The 19,742-nt window shown below is 65.5% G+C and carries 12 protein-coding genes; 8 read left to right on the top strand and 4 right to left on the bottom strand.

The features are described 5' to 3' along the window. Positions 1 to 81: 81 nt before the first annotated feature. The gene (locus ACZ6YI_RS08885; RefSeq protein ID WP_465778325.1) at positions 82 to 408 is read right to left on the bottom strand and encodes a hypothetical protein; all 327 of its coding nucleotides are present in this window, start codon (positions 406 to 408) and stop codon (positions 82 to 84) included. 226 nt (positions 409 to 634) lie between these two features. Here ACZ6YI_RS08885 and ACZ6YI_RS08880 point away from each other — a divergent pair, with 226 nt between their 5' ends. The 5 genes from ACZ6YI_RS08880 (at position 635) to ACZ6YI_RS08860 (ending at position 11,789) form a co-directional block, all read left to right on the top strand. Further along, a complete protein-coding gene (locus tag ACZ6YI_RS08880) occupies positions 635 to 1,939 on the top strand; it encodes a sigma-54-dependent transcriptional regulator (RefSeq protein ID WP_465778324.1) in 1,305 nt (434 codons plus the stop codon). Continuing rightward, positions 1,936 to 2,631: a sensor histidine kinase gene (locus tag ACZ6YI_RS08875; protein WP_465778323.1), complete on the top strand. Its 696-nt coding sequence runs from the start codon at positions 1,936 to 1,938 to the stop codon at positions 2,629 to 2,631. The genes ACZ6YI_RS08880 and ACZ6YI_RS08875 overlap by 4 nt, the downstream gene beginning before the upstream one ends. A gap of 133 nt (positions 2,632 to 2,764) precedes the next feature. Then, positions 2,765 to 4,867: a phosphocholine-specific phospholipase C gene (locus ACZ6YI_RS08870; RefSeq protein ID WP_465778322.1), complete on the top strand. Its 2,103-nt coding sequence runs from the start codon at positions 2,765 to 2,767 to the stop codon at positions 4,865 to 4,867. A 112-nt stretch (positions 4,868 to 4,979) separates the two neighbouring features. Next, the gene (locus ACZ6YI_RS08865) at positions 4,980 to 5,609 is read left to right on the top strand and encodes a phosphatase PAP2 family protein (RefSeq protein ID WP_465778321.1); all 630 of its coding nucleotides are present in this window, start codon (positions 4,980 to 4,982) and stop codon (positions 5,607 to 5,609) included. A gap of 102 nt (positions 5,610 to 5,711) precedes the next feature. Continuing rightward, the gene (locus ACZ6YI_RS08860) at positions 5,712 to 11,789 is read left to right on the top strand and encodes a hypothetical protein (protein WP_465778320.1); all 6,078 of its coding nucleotides are present in this window, start codon (positions 5,712 to 5,714) and stop codon (positions 11,787 to 11,789) included. Between the two features lie 19 nt (positions 11,790 to 11,808). Here ACZ6YI_RS08860 and ACZ6YI_RS08855 read toward each other — a convergent pair whose 3' ends face one another. Next, positions 11,809 to 14,262, bottom strand: coding sequence for a TonB-dependent receptor (locus ACZ6YI_RS08855; RefSeq protein WP_465778319.1), 2,454 nt, complete (start codon positions 14,260 to 14,262; stop codon positions 11,809 to 11,811). 154 nt (positions 14,263 to 14,416) lie between these two features. Between ACZ6YI_RS08855 and ACZ6YI_RS08850 the strand changes: the two genes are divergently transcribed. Both ACZ6YI_RS08850 and ACZ6YI_RS08845 read left to right on the top strand, forming a co-directional pair. Beyond that, complete coding sequence (locus ACZ6YI_RS08850; protein ID WP_465778318.1) at positions 14,417 to 15,208, top strand: TOBE domain-containing protein; 792 nt, start codon at positions 14,417 to 14,419, stop codon at positions 15,206 to 15,208. Between the two features lie 92 nt (positions 15,209 to 15,300). Next, complete coding sequence (locus ACZ6YI_RS08845) at positions 15,301 to 16,080, top strand: class I SAM-dependent methyltransferase (protein ID WP_465778317.1); 780 nt, start codon at positions 15,301 to 15,303, stop codon at positions 16,078 to 16,080. Between the two features lie 55 nt (positions 16,081 to 16,135). Here ACZ6YI_RS08845 and ACZ6YI_RS08840 read toward each other — a convergent pair whose 3' ends face one another. Beyond that, the gene (locus ACZ6YI_RS08840; protein ID WP_465778316.1) at positions 16,136 to 16,894 is read right to left on the bottom strand and encodes a hypothetical protein; all 759 of its coding nucleotides are present in this window, start codon (positions 16,892 to 16,894) and stop codon (positions 16,136 to 16,138) included. Between the two features lie 164 nt (positions 16,895 to 17,058). Here ACZ6YI_RS08840 and ACZ6YI_RS08835 point away from each other — a divergent pair, with 164 nt between their 5' ends. Then, positions 17,059 to 19,068: an OPT family oligopeptide transporter gene (locus tag ACZ6YI_RS08835; RefSeq protein WP_465778315.1), complete on the top strand. Its 2,010-nt coding sequence runs from the start codon at positions 17,059 to 17,061 to the stop codon at positions 19,066 to 19,068. Positions 19,069 to 19,126: 58 nt separating this feature from the next. Here the strand turns inward: ACZ6YI_RS08835 and ACZ6YI_RS08830 are convergent, their stop codons facing one another. Then, on the bottom strand, positions 19,127 to 19,741 hold the full coding sequence (locus ACZ6YI_RS08830; protein WP_465778314.1) for a cytochrome c3 family protein: 615 nt from the start codon (positions 19,739 to 19,741) through the stop codon (positions 19,127 to 19,129). Between the last annotated feature and the right edge of the window lies 1 nt (position 19,742).

The following is a 19,742-nucleotide window of genomic DNA, read 5'->3' as shown; positions in this document are numbered from 1 at the left end:
AGAGCCAACATTGTCGCTCAGCTTCGGCCAAAAGGGGATCGCCGGGGGCAGGCGCCAGGCCGGTTCCGGGCCCGATGAGCCCTATGGATCAGGGCTTCGCCTGGCGCGGCTGGTCGCGTTCGCGATGGCGGCGCCGTCACGCGGCTCTTCGCTCGAAAACGCCGTCATGGCCTCCCATGTGCCTTTCTCGTCCTCGAGGCGGAGATGGACGGCGACGCCGTGGTAGTGGTGGATGCTTCCCGCCAGCCGTAACGCGAAGCGCACGGCTTCGTCCTGGGTCATGAAGGCGCCCACGCGATTCGAATCCTGCAGGACGCGCCAGGCGAACGGACCCTCGTGCCCGTGGGGGATGTAAAGGGTTACTGGGGCCTGGGGCGGCGGTGTCTTCGGCATGCCCTGAGTGAGCATGGACCATGCCACCCGCAAAACGGCGCCGTGGCGCGGTATTCGCATGGCGCGACTGCACGGCCTGCACCCCACGGCTGCATCGTTTGCCATCGACCGAATTTCACACTTTTGCGGCCCGGCCTCGTATTGACTGCAAGACTTGCAGCCGGAAATGCCGCCAGCGGCACGGCCCGTGCACAGACTTCTAGCAAGCCGTGCCCTATGCTCGAGCCCAGTGGGAGGGACAATGAAGCTACCAGGCGCCATGCTCGTACTCGAAGACGACGCCTCGTTCGCCAGGGCGGCGTGCGAGTTGCTCATGGCGTCGGGGGTGGAAGCCGTCCCCGCGCGCACCTGCGCCGAGGCCCGCGCTGCCGTCAGCGAACGTTCTTTCGATGGCGCGTTGATCGATATCGGCCTCCCCGACGGTTGTGGCCTGGATCTTCTGCACGAGCGGGACTTCGCCAGGGTCGACAAGAAAATCGTGATGAGCGGTGACCAGGCGCTCGCTGCATCGCTGGCCCAGGTACTTCCCGGGACCATCTGCCTCGGCAAGCCATTCACCTCGGCATCGCTGCGCGCCGCGCTGAACATCCGCGCGAGCAACGACATCCGCGCCGTGCCTGGCCAGGCTGAAACCTTGCTCGGCCAGTCGCTCGTCATGCGCGCGGTGCGCCGGGAGCTGAATACCGTCGCCACGCTGGATCTGCCTGTCCTCCTGCACGGCGAAAGTGGCACGGGCAAGGAACTCGCGGCGCGGCACATCCATGACGCCAGCGGCCGGCGCGGGCGGTTCGTTGCGATCAATGCGGCGGCGCTGGCCCCCGACCTTCTCGCGAGCCAGCTTTTCGGCCATGTACGCGGGAGCTTCACCGGTGCGCACGAGAGCCGCCACGGGTTGGTCCGCGCGGCGGAAGGTGGCACCCTGTTCATCGACGAGCTGGCCGACATGCCCGCGCCTGTCCAGGCGGCGCTGCTGCGCTTCCTCGAATCGCGCGAAGTCATTCCGCTGGGCGCAACGGAGGGTAAGGTCGCCGACGTGCGCATCGTGAGCGCCACCAACCGCGTTCCACGCGAGGCGATTGCATCAGGGCATTTGCGCGCCGATCTTTATTTCCGCCTTGCCGGCTATGAAGCCAGGCTGCCGGCGCTGCGCGAACGGCCGTCGGATATTCCACTGTTGTCGTCGCGCATGCTCGCTGAGCTCAACGAACGCGCCGGAACTGCCAGGCGCTTCGCGGCCCATGCCTTCGAGCAGGTGGCTGGGTATGCGTGGCCGGGCAACGTCCGCGAGCTGCGCCAGGTGGTACAGCGCGCCTACGTGTGTTGTGTTGACGAATTACGCCTTGATCTTCCGGGCTCACTCGCGTCAGGCGCCCCGCATGGCATCCGCCGGCTTGCGGATATCGAACACGACGCGATCATGGGCGCCATCGCCGCCTGTGATGGCGATCGCGCGCGTGCCGCGCGGGTGTTGGGCATCAGCGTTCGCACCATCTATAACCGCCTTGCCGAGTACCGTGTACGGCACGGGTCCGGGGCCTTGCAATGAATCTGGCGGAACATCCGGCACCGACAACCCCGGTCCACGCGTTCTACCGTGAAGCACGGCACGCGCTCGGGAGCCCGCTGGGCGCGATCATGGCCACCGCAGAGCTGGTGGAGATGTATGCGCAGCATGGGAAGCCCGACGAGGTGCGCCGCCTTGCAAGCCGCATCACCGATGAATGCGAACGCCATGCGCGCATGATCCAGGATATCTTCCGCGCGCTGCAGGACATGGAAGTCGCCATGCTGCCTACGCCGACGGCCATGCTTGGCGTCGCGCTCGCGCGGGCAGGGGAGAACTTCGTGGCCCAGGGCGGCAACCTCCGGCCTGGCGGCGTTGATGTGCGTCCATGGATATCGGGCACCGCGCTCGAATTGTTGCTTGGCCGGCTCATCGATAACGCCGCGGCTTCCGGTGCCGGCACGTTCATCGTGAATGCCCGCGATGAGGGCCGCGAAGTGGTCCTCGAGATCACCGATGACGGTCCGGGCCTGGAGCTGGTGACTGCCGAGCAAGTCGTTCGGCCGTTCGTCTCGGGCTCCCCGACAACGCATACCGGGGTTGGCCTGTGGTGGGTCAAGACCCTCGTCGAACAAGCCGGCGGCCGGATCGATGTCGATGGCGATCGGGGCCGGTTCGCGTTGACCATTTCACTTCCGGCGGCGCCGCCTGTCGCGGTGGCCGCCGTCATCTGATCTCGTTGAAATGTGACGCGCATGGCGCTTTGGTGCGCCCGCGATGCCGGCCGCCCCAATGGTGCAAAAACTGTCACAACCCGCCATGACAATCGCCCGCGCAGTGGGGAAAACCTAGCGCAGGCGGACATACATGACCTCCGAGGACCGGCGGCATTTCCTGAAACTTTCCCTTGGCGCCGCGGGCGCCGCAGTCACGGCGTCGGTGCTGCCGCCGTCCATCCAGAAGGCCCTCGCCGTGCCGGCGGCGCGGCGCACGGGTACGCTGAAAGACATCGAGCACGTGGTGATCCTGATGCAGGAGAACCGGTCGTTCGATCATTACTTTGGCAGCATGCGCGGCGTGCGCGGGTTCGGCGATACGCGGACGATTACGTTGCCGAGCGGCCGCTCCGTCTGGCACCAGCCTGTCACGGCAGGCAGCGACGACTACCTGCTGCCGTTCCGCCCGCAGGCGGACAACCTGGGCCTGCAGTTCCTCGAAGACCTGCCGCACGGCTGGAACGATACGCAGGCGGCTTTTAATGCTGGCAAGTACGACCAGTGGGTGCCCGCGAAGGGCACGACCACCATGGCCTACCTCACCCGCGAAGACATCCCGTTCCACTACGCGCTGGCCGATGCGTTCACCGTCTGCGACGCGTACCACTGCTCGATCCTGTCATCGACCGATCCGAACCGTTACTACATGTGGACCGGCTACGTCGGCAACGACGGGCAGGGCGGTGGCCCCGTGCTCTCGAACGCCGAGCTGGGCTACGGCTGGACGACCTACCCGGAGCGCCTTGAAGCGGCGGGCGTGTCGTGGAAGATCTACCAGGACATCGGCACGGGCCTCGACGCCGCGGGCGGCTGGGGCTGGGGTTCCAACCCGTACATCGGCAACTACGGCGACAACTCGCTGCTCTACTTCAACCAGTACCGCACGGCCGAGCCGGGCAACCCGCTGTACGACAAGGCGCGCACTGGCACCGACACGCTCAACGGGCAGAACCTGTTCGAAATCCTGCAGAACGATGTGCTGGCCGATTGCCTGCCGCAGGTCTCGTGGATCGCCGCGCCGGAAGCCTATACGGAACACCCGAGCTGGCCGGCGAATTACGGCGCCTGGTACGTGGATCGTGTGCTCGATGCGCTTACGTCCAATCCGGAGGTCTGGAGCAAGACGGCGTTGTTCGTGACGTATGACGAGAATGACGGCTTCTTCGATCACCTGCTGCCCGCGTATCCGCCAGCTTCGCGCGATCGCGGCCTGTCGACCGTGAGCGTCGATGGCGAGGTGTATCCGGGTGGCAATGGATTCAACGCGGGCGTGTATGGCCTGGGCGTGCGCGTGCCGATGCTGGTGATCTCGCCGTGGAGCAAAGGTGGCTACGTCTGCTCCGAAACCTTCGACCACACGTCGATCCTGCGCTTCCTGGAACAGCGCTTTGGCGTGCACGAGCCGAACATCTCGGCGTGGCGTCGCGCCGTGTGCGGCGACCTGACCCGCGCTTTCGACTTCGACGGGCACGATGGCCGCATGCCGCGCCTGCCGGCGACGGGCTCGTACGAGCCGGATCGTGGCGACCATTCGGACCTCAGCCCGACACCGCCCACCCAGCAGAAGCTGCCCCGTCAGGAGCGTGGTCAGCGGCCGGCCCGGGCGCTCGCCTATGCGCTCGAGGTGACCGGCAAGGTCGATCAGGAACAGGGCGGATATGTACTGAACTTCAACAATTCCGGGGGCATGGGCGCCTGCTTCAATGTGAATTCGACCCTGCGTGGCGATGGCCCGTGGACGTATACGGTCGAGGCCGGGAAGTCGCTTTCCGACTACTGGACCAGCTCGAACAGTGGCGATGCCTATGACCTGACCGTGATCGGGCCGAATGGCTTCATGCGCCAGTTCAGCGGCAAGCAGCCCGATGCGGGTGCCGACCGCCGACGGATCGCTTTGCCCGAGGTCTCCCTGACGCAGGGGCGCCGCTCCGGCGAACTGCACCTCGTGCTGAGCAACGGTGGCGGCCGCCCCTGCGCGATCACCATCGAAGCCAACGACTACCTGCGCACGCCGCCGCGCCGCTACTGGCTGCTCCCCGGGCAGCGCGTCGAAAGCCATTTCGATATCGGCGGCTGCGATCACTGGTATGACCTGACGGCCACCTGCGACACGGATGAGCTGTTCTCCCGGCGGTTCGCCGGTCACATCGAAACCGGCCGGGATTCCGTGTCCGATCCGGCGCTGGGCGGCTAGGGACCGTAGTAGCCCTCGCTCGCGAAACGCGCCCATCAGCTTGCACTAAGCTGGTGGGCGTCTAATCGCAGCGAGGACTGCCCGCCATGGTCGCGGGCAGCGGGGAGGCCGTATGCGACGTTTAATCCTGGGTGGTGCGCTGGCGATGGCGTTGCTTTGTCCGCTGCAGGCCCACGCCGGCGGCGGGCCGCTCGGCATCGATCACCGCGTGCATAAGCAGAACAGCGGTATCTGGAAGATCTCGAACCAGAACATCCTGCGCTATGGAACGATCCTCACCGTCGCGGGCGGCGCGCTGGCATTCGGTGATCAGGACCGTACTGGCGACACGTTCTGGCGGTCCGTCGATTCCATGGTGGTTGGCGCGGCGGCATCCACGGCCATGAAGTTTGCCTTCCGCCGCGAACGCCCCTCGAAGACCGACGACCCGGATCGTTGGTTCAAGGGTTCCGGGAACCACAGCTTCCCGAGCGGCGAAGTGACCCTCATCTCGGCAGCCGTGACGCCATTCATCGTCAACTACGGCGAGGAACACCCTGCGATATACGCACTGGCGCTGCTGCCCGCCTATGACGCCGTGGCACGCGTGAAGGTGCGCGGCCACTGGCAGACCGACGTACTCGCCGGTGCCGCCCTAGGCGTCGGCATTGGTATCTGGAGCGCGAAGCGCAGCGACTCGCCCTTCGTACTGAGTTTGCTGCCTGGCGGATTTCGGATCGGTTTCGTGCACCACTTTCGTTGAACCAGATCGGGCGAATCAGGAAAGCGTCGACCGATATGAGAAGTGTGCTGGAGCGCGTCGTCTCAGGATGGCGCCTCTCGCACACACTCAGCAGGTCGCGTCATGGCCCCACGCTCGCTCCCGACCGTACTTCCTCCGCGCCGTCCCCTGGCCCGCGCGCTGACGTTCTGCCTCGTCGCGGCGGCCTTTGCCGATGGCACCGCTTCTGCGCAGTCGAGCCTCCCCGCGCCAACGCTTCCTGCAGTCAACAAGGTGCAGACGGGTGCCGCGGCGCCCGATCAGAGTAGCGGGACGGGCGTGACGCCCGATGCGGTCGATATCGAACTGACCAACGGCCAGGTCGCGCCATCGATCGAGATCGGCACGGTAGGTGGAGCCGGCGGCACGGGTGTCGATGGCACTGACACGAGTGGCAATGGTGGCACCGGCGGCGCGGCAAGCAATGTCACCCTCACGCTTGATGCTGGTAGTGGCGTCAACAGCACCGGCACTGCCCCCGCGGTGTGGCTCTACAGCACGGGCGGCGCCGGCGGGGCGCCCGGTGGACTGAGCGAGGAAGATGCGACACCCGGCCAACCGGGTGCGGGCGGCAATGGCCAGGCGGTCACCTTCAATCAATACGGCTCGGTGCTGAGCAGCAACGGGTGGAACGGCAGCGTGCCCGGCGCGACGGCAGTGTGGCTCACGTCCACCGGTGGCGCAGGTGGTCAGCCCACGAACATCCGCCAGGGTGCCTTTGACCAGACCGGACCGGCCGGCTCGGCGGGCGGATCGGGCGGCAACGTCACCTATTACCTCTACGCCGGTGATGTGCTTTCGCAGGGCTCCGCGATTGTCGCGGCGAGCCAGGGCGGGCAAGGCGGCGATGGCACGGGTGCCAACTCCTACACCGCCGAAGGCAAGGGTGGCCCTGGGGGTACGGGCGGCGAGGGTGGGTTCGTCAACCTGATCATTGGCGAATACAACAGTACGGTGGTATCGCATATTTCAGCCATGGGCGCGGCATCCGCCGCGAGTGGCGCGGTCATTCCGGTCGACGCGGACGGGAACGTCGCGCAGGCCGCCTTGATGGCGGCAGGCATCCAGGCGCTCAGCGCCGGTGGTGTCGGCGGAAACGGTGGTACGGGTGACGGCACGGCCGGCAAGGCCGGCCCGGGCGGCGCGGCTGGCGATGGTGGCCTCGTGCAGGTGGCGGTATCCAGCACCGACATCGCGACGAAGGGCTACGCGGCCGCGGGCGTCCTCGCTCAAAGCATTGGCGGCGCCGGTGGCAACGGATCGACAGCCGGCGGCATGTTCTCGCAGCATGGCGGCAGCGGCGGCGCGGGCGGCAATGGCGGTGAAGTTGATGTGGGTCTGTGGGAGCGCGTCGGCACGGTGCCGAACTCGGTGCTGAGCACGTTCGGTGATGACTCGATCGGCGTAGCGGCCCAGAGCATCGGTGGCGGTGGCGGTGCGGGTGGCTCCGTGCAGGGTGGCTCGGTGTTCGCCGGCGTAAGCATCGGCGGTAATGGCGAAACGGGCGGTTCCGGTGGCGTAGTGACGCTGTACAACGGCTATCCGGTGCGCGTCGACGGCTCGCCGGCTGAACCCGGCCAGGTCATCATCACGGGTGGTACGCATGCGAGCGCGCTGGTGGCACAAAGCATCGGCGGCGGTGGCGGCACCGGCGGCTCGGCACAGAACAGCGACGCCGGCGTGTTTACGTACGCGGTAGGTGGTGCTGGTGGCACCGGCGGTGACGCGGGCACGCCAGGAACCACGCAGGTCACGGCGTATAACAGCGGCATCGCCTTGACGGGCGGCAATCACGCGAAGGGACTCGTCGCGCAGGCCGTCGGTGGCGGCGGTGGCGATGGTGGTTCGGCGACGGCCATGTCGGCTAGCTCGCTGGTGAACGTCAACGTTTCGGTGGGCGGCACCGGTGGCAAAGGTGGCACATCCGGTGACGTCTATGCGACCAACGCCGGGCAGATCCTTACCTCGGGCAGTGATGCATGGGGCATGCTTGCACAGAGCGTGGCCGGGGGTGGCGGCAACGGCGGCATGACGAAGAGCGATGCATTGCAGTTCCTCGCGCCCGATGTTCCCAATATCGAGATCAACGCGGCGATCGGTGGCAATGGTGGCGATGGTGCCGCGAGCGGCAACGTCTTCGCATACAACCAGCAACTGATCATGACGAGCGGCGCGGCGGCGCACGGCATCCTTGCCCAGAGCGTTAGTGGTGGCGGCGGCAACGGCGGTGACTCCAGTGCGGACACGCTGCTCATCGGCAAGGCCACGTCGATCGATGTGACCGTGGCTCTCGGTGGATCTGGTGCCGGCGGCGGCACGGCCGGCAACGTGACGGCGGATAACTCTGCGGGCGCGCTGATCTGGACTGCCGGCGACAGTGCGAACGGCATCCTGGCCTCGAGCGTCGGCGGTGGCGGCGGCACGGGTGGCACCGGCAAGGACGATACCTACACGCTTGGCAAGACCGGCAACGGGAGCGGCAGCTACACCATGTCGCTAGGCGGCAAGGGCGGCAACGGCTCCGACGGCGGCACGGTCACCGCGAGCAATGAGGGTCGCATCCTCACCATCGGCGATAGCGGTAACGGCATCTTCGCGCAGAGCATCGGCAACGGCGGCGGACTCGGCACGGGTGGCACCGCGAAAGGATCGAGCGGGAAGCTAAGCCAGACCGTGACGGTATCGAGCAGCGTCGGCAGCCCCGGCAATGGTGGCGCTGTGAACGCGACGAACAGCGGCATCATCGTGACGGCTGGTGGCGATGCGGCGGGTATCTATGCCCAGTCCGTCGGCGGCGGTGGCGGCAAGGGAGGCTCGGGAAGCACGGCGGGCTTGCCAGGCTCCGCCGGGCAGCTTTCCGACTACCTGGGCCAGAGCTCCGTGCTCGCGGGCCTGCTCGGAACGTACGGTGGCGCCCTTGCCTGGCAGGCGGGTGCATGGAACACCGATGACACCACACTGGAACTGTGGGCGCGGGATTACCTCGCCTATGCGGCGGCGCATCCCATTGCGACGCCTTCCGATGCCACGGGCGCGACGACCAGCGTCGCGCTGTTCCTCGGCGGCGGCAGCAGTGGTGGCAGCGACGGCGGCCCGCTGACGAAGGGCGACGGCGGCCAGGTCACCGCGACGAACACAGGCATCATCCAGGTGTTCGGTGCCGCATCGCCGGGCATCCTGGCACAGAGCGTGGGTGCTGGTGGTGGCCAGGCCGGCGCGACCGCCGTGGACAAGCTGAAGGACAGCTCCGGCAACACCCAGGGCGTGGTCAGCAAGATCGGCGGCAATGCCGACAACACCGGCAACGGCGGCGACGTGACGGTGACCAATAACGGCGTTATCGGGACGAGCGGCGATGCCGGCTTCGGCATCTTCGCCCAAAGCGTCGGCGCGGGCGGCGGCGAAAGCATCGTCACGGCGAGCAACTACGGCGTCGGCAGCAAGCCGATCCAGATCACCCTCGGCGGCCAGATCAGCTCGACCGGTGATGGCGGCAATATCACGGTCAACAACACCTCGACGGGCGCCGCCGCCACGATCAATACCTGGGGCAACGACGCGGTTGGTATCGTGGCGCAGAGCATCGGCGGTGCCGGTGGCAACGCGGTGGTCATGCAGACCACGGGCAGCGCGGTGAACACGAACGGCGCCTCCTCCGGTGTGACCAATCCGCTCGCCGATCCGACCGGTAGCCTCAATACGGTGGTGGTGGGAAGCAACGCGTCCGGGAATACCAATACCCCACTAAGCGTGTGCGCGATGACGGGCGGCTATTACAGCGACGCGTGCGGAAGCGGTGGCAGCGTCACGGTCAATACCTCCGCGAATACCACCGTGGCGACGACGGGGCGTGATTCCCATGGTGTCCTCGCGCAAAGCATCGGCGGCGGTGGCGGTTGGGTCGCCGGGATCAGCCTCGCGGCGGGCGTCGGTCCGTTCAACAAGCCGGTGATGGCCGGTAACGGCGGCGATCTTGCCCTCACTCTCGCCGGCTCGATCAGCACGACGGGCGACGGTGCTTACGGCATCCTCGCCCAGACCATCGGCGGTGGTGGCATCCTGGGCGGTGACCTTGCGACGACCACGACCACGGGTTTGTTCGATCATTCATTCTATGGCGATGCAGGCAACACCCGCTTCGGGACAGGTGGCAACATCACCATCCAGAACAGCGGCTCCATCGTGACCTCGGGCGCCAATGCGCATGCCATCTTCGCGCAGAGCGCCGGCGGCGGCGGTGGGCTGTGGGCCATGTCGGGCGGGCAGGCGTACATGGGCTACGTGGGAGGCGCTGGGAGCGCGGGTACGATCAACATCACTAACAGCGGGCTCGTCCAGGCTTCGGGGAGCGGCTCAAGCGCGATCTATGTCGATTCGCAGGGGCAGAGCCAGAAGGCGCAAGTCGTGATCATGAATGAGCTGGGCGGCGTCATCGAGGGTAACGCCACCGCTCCGGCCATCATGCTTCGCGGTGGCAATACCAACGGTGATGGACTGGTCTATAACTCCGGTTCGATCTGGGTTTCCAATCCCAATGGGTCCATCGCAGGTACCTACGCCATCGCGTCGCTGGATTCGTATTCCGGTGTCCAGAATAGTGCTTCGGGTCAGATCCGGGGCAACCTTGACCTGGGCAGCGGCGGTGCGATGGAAAATGCGGGCTACTGGGGTACCTCGAACTTCAGCTCGATCGGCGACATCGACAATACCGGCATGATCGACGTGAATGGCGCCGCGGCCTATGCGCCGGTGGCGAGCGTGATCGACGGTACCCTGCACAACAACGGCACGATCAAGGTCGCGGTCGACTTCTTCAATCGCGAAGCAACGTCGCTCGTTCCCACGGCCGCTTACCTTTCAGGGAGCACCATCCTCGTGAAGCCGGATACCCTCAGCAACGCGGCGATGCCCGTTGTCGGGAATGTCATGGACCTGACGACGAACAGCCAGCTCACCGTCATCGACACACCCAACTACCTGTTCAACTACACGTGGTTGCTCGACCCCATGCTCTCGCTGGAAGTTGCGCCGACGCCACGGCTCGTGCAGCAGGCGCAGGTCGCTGGCCTCTCATCCAACCAGCAGGCCCTGGCGCAGAGCCTGCAGACCAACTTCCAGAACGACACGTTGTCCGCATCGTCCGCCACGGCGCTCGCAGCGCTCAACGCGGCATCTGTCGACCCGACGTCCTATGGCAACGCGCTTTCGCAGATGCAGAGCGAAGGCGCCCAGGCCGCCGCCGTGGCACATGTAGTGGCCGGTAACGCCTTCGTCGAGCGGATGAACAGCTGCCCGCGCTTCGACGATGGGGCGCAGTTCCAGCACGAGCACGATTGCTTCTGGGGCCGGGTAATCGCGGGCAGCGGCGATCGCGATTCCGGTAGCAATAGTGTCGGCTACCACCAGAATGGACAGTCGTACCAGTTGGGTGGCCAGCGCGAGGTCGCAACCGACTGGTTCGTCGGGGCGTCGGCATCGGCCGACAACAGCAGCCTGGCCACTCGCAGCGTCCACAGTTCCGTCAACGGCAACGGCTGGACGGCGGGCCTCATCGGCAAGCACCAGATGGGTTCATGGCTCGTGTCCATGGGAGTGGACGGCGGGAGGATGTCGTATGACTCGCGCCGCAGCGTCCAGCTGGGCGCCCTGGGTGGAACCGCGCGCGGCTCGTTCGACGTGAGCCACTGGGGTATCCACTCGCGAGTGAGCGACCAGATCGCCTTTGACCACGCGTACCTTAAGCCCTATATCGATCTGCACGCTACCCATCTCGACTCCGCGAGCTACACGGAGCGTGGTGCTGGAAGCCTGGACCTGCGGGTTGCCGGCTCGAGCAGCAATATCCTCAGTGCGTCGCCGATGCTTGAGGCCGGCAGCAAGTTCGCGTTCGATAACGACACGTCCCTTCAGTTGTACGCCGGCTTGGGCGGTTCGTTCTACAGCAAGGGTAACCTTGGCGCCTCCATGCAGTTCGCGGAGGATGCCGCTGGGGCAGGGTGGTTCAACGTCAAGAGCGATCTGCCGCAAAGCCGGTTGAAAACGACGGCCGGCCTGGACTGGCGGTTTGAAGACCGATGGGATGTGCGGCTGGAATACACCGGCGAATTCGCCAGCCACTTCGATTCGAAGACCGGGGCCCTGAAGGTCAGCTACCGCTTCTGATGTCTCGCGTCAGGTGTTCTCAGAAACTCGCACGTAACGTAACCCCCACCATCCTTGGATCGCTCGGCTGGCCAAGGATCAGGCCTGAATTACCGGTCTGGATGGTGAGCGCGGTGATGTAGTCCCGGTTGAACAGGTTCCGCGCGAACACGTCGACTTCCCAATGGTCATCGAAGCGATAGCCGATGCTCGCATTCGTCACCGCGTAGCCGGCGATCCGCGTGTAGATCGAATTCGTGGTGTCGCTGTTGTAGTCGCTACGCGCGCTGACGTCGACATGGGCGAGCAGGGCGCTCGTGCCAAAAGGCCACTCGTAGTCGGCGCCGAGGGAGCCGGCCCACTTCGACAGGCCGGCGAGCGGCAACCCCGTCAGCACATAGGCGCCAGGCGTGGTCGGGTTGCCGCGCGGGTTGGATGTCTTGATGGCGAGATTGGCCGGCGCATTGAGCGGCTGGCAACCGCCAGCGGCGTTCGGATTCTGCCACTCCAGCGGGCAGGGCCCTTTCGGGTAATCGGTGTACTTGCCATTGGCATAGGCAAACGACGCCCGCAGCGTGAAGCCCTTGAACAGCAGCGCCGCGAAATCACCCTCGACACCCTGGACCCGCACCTTCGGGATGTTTGAGGGATAGGTGCGGAGCGCCGCCGTCTCGACGCTGGAGGTGACGTTCGCCTGGTAATTGCGTACCTCGGTGCGATACGCCGCCAGGTTCAGCGTGGAGCGACCCTCCCACCACGACGTCTTCAGGCCGGCTTCCCACGTTGTATTGGTTTCGTCCTTGATGACTGCCGTTGCCAGCGCCGGGTTGTTCGAAGCATCCAGCGGAAGGCCCGACATGTTCAGGCCGCCCGATTTGTACCCATAGGCGAAACTGCCGTAGCCCATGATGTTGTCAGTGAACTGGTACGAAAGATTGACGCGGCCAGAAGGATTGCCGCCGTTATCCGACGCCCGGTAGCTCTGCGGCCGGAACAGTGAGAGCTTGGCATTATCCTGCACGCTACCCGGAGTGGTCGGTGCACCGCCCGAAACGGTCGTCGAATATGCGCCATTCTTGTCTTCATAGGTGTAACGAAGGCCCACGGTACCGATTAGCCGATCGGTGAACTTGTAGTTCACCTCGCCAAAGGCCGCGTAACTCTTCATGCGGAAATGCGAGTCACCGTACTGGCCATAGCCGTCGGCGAGGTTATCCGGCATGCCGGGGAACGAGGTGGTGCTGATGAGCCAGTAGGCTGCTGCAGGGCCATACACGCTGATCGGCTTGCCATTGATTTCCTGCGTGTAGAAGTACAGGCCGCCGACGTAGCTGAAAGGGCCATCGCCGTTCGATGCGACGCGGAACTCCTGGCTGTACTGATCCTGCCGCGAAGGAATCCGCTGCACGGTCTGGATGGGGATGCCGGTGTAATCACGGTCGTTCGCGACGTCCCATTTCCAGTAGCGCCACGCGCTGATCGAGGTGAGCGTGACCGCGTCCAGGTTCCAATCGGCATTGAGTGACACACCACCATCCTGCGTATCGATGTGCAAGGGGGCGTCGATGTCCGTCAGCCGGTCGTAGACATCGCGGCTGGGCGGTGAATACGCGGGAAAGCCGTGCGCGGGGAGATTTGCCGAAAGCCCCGGGAACTGGCGCGCCGCGCCGCGCAGGCTGCGCCCGACCCGGAGGTAATTCTGTGTGCAGCAATCGGAATCGAGGTTCGATACGTCGCCGATCAGCCGGATATTCAGGCTGTCATCCGGTTTGAACAGCAACTGCCCGCGTACGGCGTAATTGTTGAGTTCGTTTTCGTCCTTGCCGGTGCGAACGTTGTACAGGACACCATCGCGCTCGGTGAACTGCGCAGAAAACCGACCCGCCAGCGTGTCGGTCAGGGGACCGGAAATCGTGCCCTTGGCCTGCAGATACCCGTTCTGCCCATACGACAGCTCGCCATTGCCTTCCGGGGTGAAGGTGGGCGCGCGGCTGGTGATGTTGATCGCGCCGGCCGTGGTGTTCTTGCCGAACAGCGTGCCCTGCGGTCCGCGCAGCACCTCGATCCGCTCGATATCGGTGAAGTCGAACGCGGCGGTCGCGGGCCGGCCGTGATAGACGCCATCGATGTAGAAACCGACGCCGGGTTCGATGCCATCGTTCGCCGCGCTGACGGAGAGCGTGTTCGATCCAAGACCGCGGATCGTGTACGCCGTGTTCCGGGGATTGGCCGAGTTGTAATACAGGGCTGGGACCAGCAGGCTGAGCTGCTGCGTGTTGACCGTGTACGAGCGATCAAGCCATTCACCGTTCACCACCGACACGGCGATCGGCACCTTCTGGAGGTCTTCCTCGCGCTGGCGGGCGGTAACGGTCACGTGGTCCAGCGTGGTCGCCTGGTCCTTGTCGGCAGGTGGCGTGGGTGTCTCCTGGGCCGCGGCGGTCCACGTGGCAAGGCATAGCCAGATGCTGGCGACCAACGGTGCTCGGCGCATATTGTCCCCCGGGGAGTCCACGGTCCGGACGGTCGTCCGGTAGGCGCTATATAACGCACTATATTACGAGCGACTTGGATGAATCGGCTTTCCAGGGCGGCCGCCAGCCGTTTCCGGGCGCTAGACTGGCCGCACTCGATCGGCCGGTGAAACGATGCTCCAGTACGAAGGTTCCCTCTGGTTATCCGATGGTGCGAAGCGCTGGGGAGGCGCCGATCGCGTCGCCCTGCTGGTGCAGATCGGCCAGACCGGCTCGATCAGCGCCGCCGCCAAGGCCGTTGGCATGAGCTACAAGGGCGCCTGGGATGCGGTCGAGGCGATGAACAACCTCGCCGGCGAGCCGCTGGTCCTGCGTTCCACGGGCGGCAAGGGCGGGGGCGGCGCGACGCTGACCGCTCGCGCCGAGCGCCTGATCGCATCCTTCCAAAGCATCGAATCGGCCCACCGGATCTTCGTCGAGCAGCTCGCATCGCTCGGCGGCGACGCCACCGATGACATCCACCTGTTGAGGCGCCTCACCATGCGAACCAGTGCACGCAACCAGCTCGCCGGAACCGTCGAACAGGTCCAGAAAGGCGCGGTCAACGACATCATCACGATCGCAACGACGGGTGGCGCGCGGATCATCGCCACGGTCACCCGCGAAAGCACCGACGCGCTCGCCCTCGCCACGGGGCGTCCCGTGGTCGCGCTGATCAAGGCGAGCTGGGTGATCCTCGGCGTACCTGGCGAAGGCCGGGTCTCCGCATCGAACCAGCTCCCGGGCAAGGTCGCGCAGGTTCATCCGGGCGCGGTGAATTCCGAAATCACCGTGGCGCTCGATGGTGGCGGCACGATCGCCGCGATCATCACGAAGGAGAGCGCTGAAGCGCTCGGCCTGGCCGAAGGGATGCCGGTACTGGCGATCTTCGATGCCGCCTCGGTGATCGTTGGCGTGACCGACTAGGCGGGACGAGGGGCATATGGCGGCGGGGCCGCCGGCGGATTAGGCTCGGGCTTCCGCATGTCACAGGGCCCGGTGCCCTAGGGAAGGCAGCCATGAAGTCCACCGTCCTCGCCGTGGCCATCGCCGCGGTTGTCCTTTCCTCCGCGGCTGCCCTGGCAGCACCACCACCCGCCGCCAGCCCCGCCATCGCGGCAGCGGTCGCCGATTCGCATCGTCCGGCCAAGGACACCGAGCAGGATGCCGTCAGGCACCCGGCGGAGCTCCTGGCGTTCTCGAAGGTGAAGGCCGGCGACACGGTCATGGATGTCTGGCCGGGCGGCGGCTACTGGAGCCGGCTGTTCTCGCCGATCGTCGGCGCCAAGGGCAAGGTCTACGCCTATGTCCCCGCCGAGATCACCGAGTTCAAGAGCGACCCGCTGGCGATCGCCAAGGCCATGGCGGCCGAGCCAGGCTATGGCAACGTGCAAGCCATTTCGGATCCGCTAGCCCAGCAGCCGCCACCGGACATGTTCAACAAGTTCGATGTGATCTGGACCTTCGAGAACTACCACGACTTCCACGATAGCTTCATGAAGGGCGCGAGCGTCGATGGCTTCAATCAGGCGGTCTTCAAGCTGCTGAAGCCGGGTGGTTATTACGTGATCGTCGACCACGCCGCGGCGAAAGGGCAGGGCCTGAAGAACACCGAGGACCTGCACCGTATCGAACCCGCCACGGTCAAGGCGGAGGTTGAGAAAGCCGGCTTCGTCCTCGACCAGGAATCTTCGTTGCTCGCGAATGCGGCAGACGATCATTCGCTGAAGGTGTTCGATCCGTCCGTGAAGGGAAAGACGGACCGGTTCATGCTCCGGTTCCGGAAGCCCGCGAAATAACCGGTGGCATCAGGCAGAGGTCCGGGCCAGCCAGGGGCAACCCGGACCTCCGCGCTTACATCGCATGCGGCGCTGCAGCACTGCCGTCGGAGTACGTTCCCGTCGCGACGAGAAAGACCGAGATCGGCGGCAGGCTGGCAATGTCCGCCTCGTGGCCGGGCAGCAGGTACCAGTAATTGCCGCCCATCACCGGTGAGCCCGGGAGATTCGCGCCCCAGTACGTACCGTCCTTGAACGGTGCGTAGAACATGACGTGGGCCATGTTGTGTTCGCCCTGGGCGGAGAGGTACGCGTCTTTCGACATCATGTAGCACATGGCGCCGGCGCCCAGCGGCGGGATTTCCTTCGACTTCAGGGCGGCCTTGATGCGGTCCATGACCTGCGCATCCGTCTTGCCCGCCAGCGTGAGCGCCGTGCGTAGCTTGAGGAGGGCGGTCATCGTGGGCACCGCCGGCGGGTTATCGCAGGCCGCGGCACGGATTTTGGGCTCCCAGCGCTCCGGCCAGTCGGGCGCCCCGCCGAAGCCCCGGCCCACGTAGCAGACGAAGCCATTGGTCCCCTTCACCGCCGTTTCGTAGCCCGTCCGGGTGAGGACCAGGACGGTGGCGTCCTTCGCGATCGACGCCGGTGCGGCGCTGCGGGCCAGGGCGATTTCCGCGTTGCGGTCCATCAGGTAGGCGTCGATGGGCGCCATGTGGTCGGCGCCCTGCGCATGGGCGGGAGTGGCGATGGAACCGCCCAGGAGGGAGGCGATCCAGAGCATGGCCAGTGCGCGGCCACGGTGGGGGAAGATACGGCGATTGCTGGCCTTCATTGCGTTCTCTCCAGGGTGGCGGAAGGTGCCACATTCAGACGTCGAACAAGCCCTGCGCAAATCGACACGTTGCGATTCTCGCCGAATCCGGCAACCCTACGGCCTGGCCCGCCATCCGAGGCGGGGAGCACCCCAGGGGATCATCACATGACCGGAAGCCTTTCGTGAGCGGCAATCTTCAGACCGAAAATCGCAAGGAGCTGACCGTCCGCGGCCTCATCCTGGGCGTGATCATCACCGTGGTGTTCACCGCCGCCAACGTGTTCTTCGGCCTCAAGGCCGGCCTGACCTTCGCCACCTCTATCCCGGCGGCGGTCATTTCCATGGCCCTGCTGCGCGGGTTCAAGGATTCCACCATCCAGGAAAACAACGTGGTGCAGACCATCGCTTCGGCGGCGGGCACCTTGTCCTCGATCATCTTCGTGCTGCCCGGCATGATCATGATCGGCTGGTGGGCGGATTTCCCGTTCTGGACGTCGTTCGCCGTGTGCGCGCTGGGTGGCGTGCTGGGCGTCATGTATTCGATCCCGCTGCGCCGTGCGCTGGTCACCAATTCGGACCTGCCGTATCCCGAAGGCCTCGCCTGCGCGGAAGTGCTGAAGGTGGGCAGTGGCGCTGATGCCGACGCCAGCAGCGTCGAAGAGGGCCGGGCAGGCCTGTTTGCCGTGCTGTGGGGTTCGATCGTGTCGGCCGCGTTTGCCGTGGTCGTCGCCACGCAGGTGTTCGCCAGCGACTTCGTCCGCTATTTCCGCGTCAATGACCGCGGCGGCGTCAGCGGCTTCGACTTCAGCCTTTCCTTCGCGTTGTTCGCCATTGGCCACCTCGTGGGCATATCGGTGGGCATCGCCATGCTGGTCGGCGCGATCATCGGCTGGGGCTGGGGCGTGCCGCACTTCTCCATGCTTGGCGACGTGTCGCAGCCGGTGGCCGATCTCGCCAATGCGACCTGGAGCCACAAGGTGCGCTTCGTCGGCGCGGGCGCGATTGGCGTGTCGGCGATCTGGACGCTGGCCAAGCTGGTCAAGCCGGTGATTACCGGCCTGACCTCGGCCATGGCGGCCAACAAGGTGCGCAAGGCCGGCGATGCCCACACGCTGCCGCGCACCGAGCGCGATATCCCCATCGGCATCGTGGGCCTGGTGACCCTGGCCTGTTTCGTTCCGATCGCCTGGTTGCTGGGTTACTTCGCCAACACGGCCGGCCTGGGCGACCACCTCGGCGTGCTGGCCATCGGTGGCGTGGCCTTCGTCGTGTTGATGGGCTTCTTCGTGTCGACCGTGTGCGGCTATATGGCGGGCCTGATCGGCTCGTCGAACAGCCCGCTCTCCGGCGTGGGCATCCTCGTGGTCATCGCCGCGGCGTTGTTGCTGGTGGCCTTCGTCAAGCCGTATGTCGGCGTGGAGGAAGGCAAGGCGCTGGTGGCGTTCGCGCTGTTCATCACCGCGGTGGTGTTTACTGTCGCGGCGATCGCCAATAACAACCTGCAGGATCTCAAGACCGGCCAGCTGGTGGACGCGACGCCGTGGCGTCAGCAGGTCGCACTGGTCGTCGGCGTCGTCGCGGGCGCGGCGGTCATTCCGCCGGTGCTGGACCTGATCAACAAGGCTTACGGCTTCGTCGGCGTGGCGGGCGCGGGTGCGCACGCACTGCCGGCACCGCAGGCCGGCCTGATTTCGGCACTCGCCCAGGGCGTGATCACCGGCAACATCGACTGGAGCCTGATCGAGATCGGCGTTGCCATTGGCGTTGTCATCATCGCCATCGACGAGATCCTTGCGCGCACGACCAAGAGCGCGCGTATTCCGCCGCTGGCCGTTGGCCTGGGCATCTACCTGCCCACCGTGAGCACGCTGATGGTGGTCGTGGGCTCGGTGGTCGGGTGGTTCTTCGACCGCCGTGCCGATCGCGCCGCGCGGCCAGAGAGCACCAAGCAGCTGGGCGTGCTGCTGGCTTCGGGCCTGATCGTGGGCGAGAGCATCGTCGGCGTGGTGATTGCCGCGATCGTGGCGTTCGCCGACAAGCTCGGCTTCAGCAACCTGCAGGCGCCCCTGGCGCTGGTCGGTGCGGATTTCGGTGAGAAGGCACAGTGGATCGGCGGCATCGTTTTCGCGCTGATCGTGTTCTTCATGTATCGCTGGGTGGCGCGCATGGCGAACCGCATCGGCGCCCGGTGACGCACGTGGTCGCGACCTGCCTTGCGCGGGCGCGACCGGAGTCCTGGGCACCTGCCGTCTATCCCTGAGGTATGTCCTTCATATTGGGCAGATGGTGCGCGATGCCTTTATGGCAGTCGATGCAGGTCTTCTCCCCCGTCCCGAGCCATCGCTTGTGGATCTGAGCCGCGCGGGGTGACTGGCGAGTCAGGTCCATCGAGTTGAAGCTGTGGCAATTCCTGCATTCGAGCGAGTCGTTGGCCTTAAGGCGCGCCCATTCGTGCTCAGCGAGGACAAGCCGGTGATCGACGAATTTCTCGCGGGTATCCACCGTGCCGAAGACCTTCGCCCACACTTCCTTCGAGGCTTGCATCTTGCGTGCGATTTTGTCCGGCCACGCGTGGGGAACATGGCAGTCCGGGCACGTGGCGCGCACGCCGGAGCGATTCGTGTAGTGGATGGTCGTCTTTAGCTCTTCAAATACGTTGTCACGCATCTCATGGCAACTTGTACAGAAGGCCTCGGTGTTGGTCGCCTCCAGGCCCGTGTTGAACGCTCCCCAGAAGATGATGCCGGCGATGAATCCGCCAAGGGTGAGGAAACCCAAGCTGTAATGCACGCTCGGCCGACGCATCACACCCCACATCGCGAGGAGCCAGCGAACAAGTGGCAAGTCAGCGATACGTTGCCACATG

It is taken from the genome of Luteibacter sp. NPDC104163, assembly GCF_055584245.1.
Note: the sequence above shows the minus strand (reverse complement) of the source record. Positions and strands in the feature narration are given on the sequence as shown.

Bases quoted from the DNA above. Each gene is read 5' to 3' on its own strand.
- ACZ6YI_RS08860 (WP_465778320.1), top strand. From the start codon at position 5,712: ATGGCCCCACGCTCGCTCCCGACCGTACTTCCTCCGCGCCGTCCCCTG.
- ACZ6YI_RS08865 (WP_465778321.1), top strand. From the start codon at position 4,980: ATGCGACGTTTAATCCTGGGTGGTGCGCTGGCGATGGCGTTGCTTTGT.
- ACZ6YI_RS08830 (WP_465778314.1), bottom strand. From the start codon at position 19,741: ATGTGGCAACGTATCGCTGACTTGCCACTTGTTCGCTGGCTCCTCGCG.
- ACZ6YI_RS08840 (WP_465778316.1), bottom strand. From the start codon at position 16,894: ATGAAGGCCAGCAATCGCCGTATCTTCCCCCACCGTGGCCGCGCACTG.
- ACZ6YI_RS08885 (WP_465778325.1), bottom strand. From the start codon at position 408: ATGCTCACTCAGGGCATGCCGAAGACACCGCCGCCCCAGGCCCCAGTA.
- ACZ6YI_RS08855 (WP_465778319.1), bottom strand. From the start codon at position 14,262: ATGCGCCGAGCACCGTTGGTCGCCAGCATCTGGCTATGCCTTGCCACG.
- ACZ6YI_RS08870 (WP_465778322.1), top strand. From the start codon at position 2,765: ATGACCTCCGAGGACCGGCGGCATTTCCTGAAACTTTCCCTTGGCGCC.
- ACZ6YI_RS08880 (WP_465778324.1), top strand. From the start codon at position 635: ATGAAGCTACCAGGCGCCATGCTCGTACTCGAAGACGACGCCTCGTTC.
- ACZ6YI_RS08845 (WP_465778317.1), top strand. From the start codon at position 15,301: ATGAAGTCCACCGTCCTCGCCGTGGCCATCGCCGCGGTTGTCCTTTCC.
- ACZ6YI_RS08875 (WP_465778323.1), top strand. From the start codon at position 1,936: ATGAATCTGGCGGAACATCCGGCACCGACAACCCCGGTCCACGCGTTC.
- ACZ6YI_RS08850 (WP_465778318.1), top strand. From the start codon at position 14,417: ATGCTCCAGTACGAAGGTTCCCTCTGGTTATCCGATGGTGCGAAGCGC.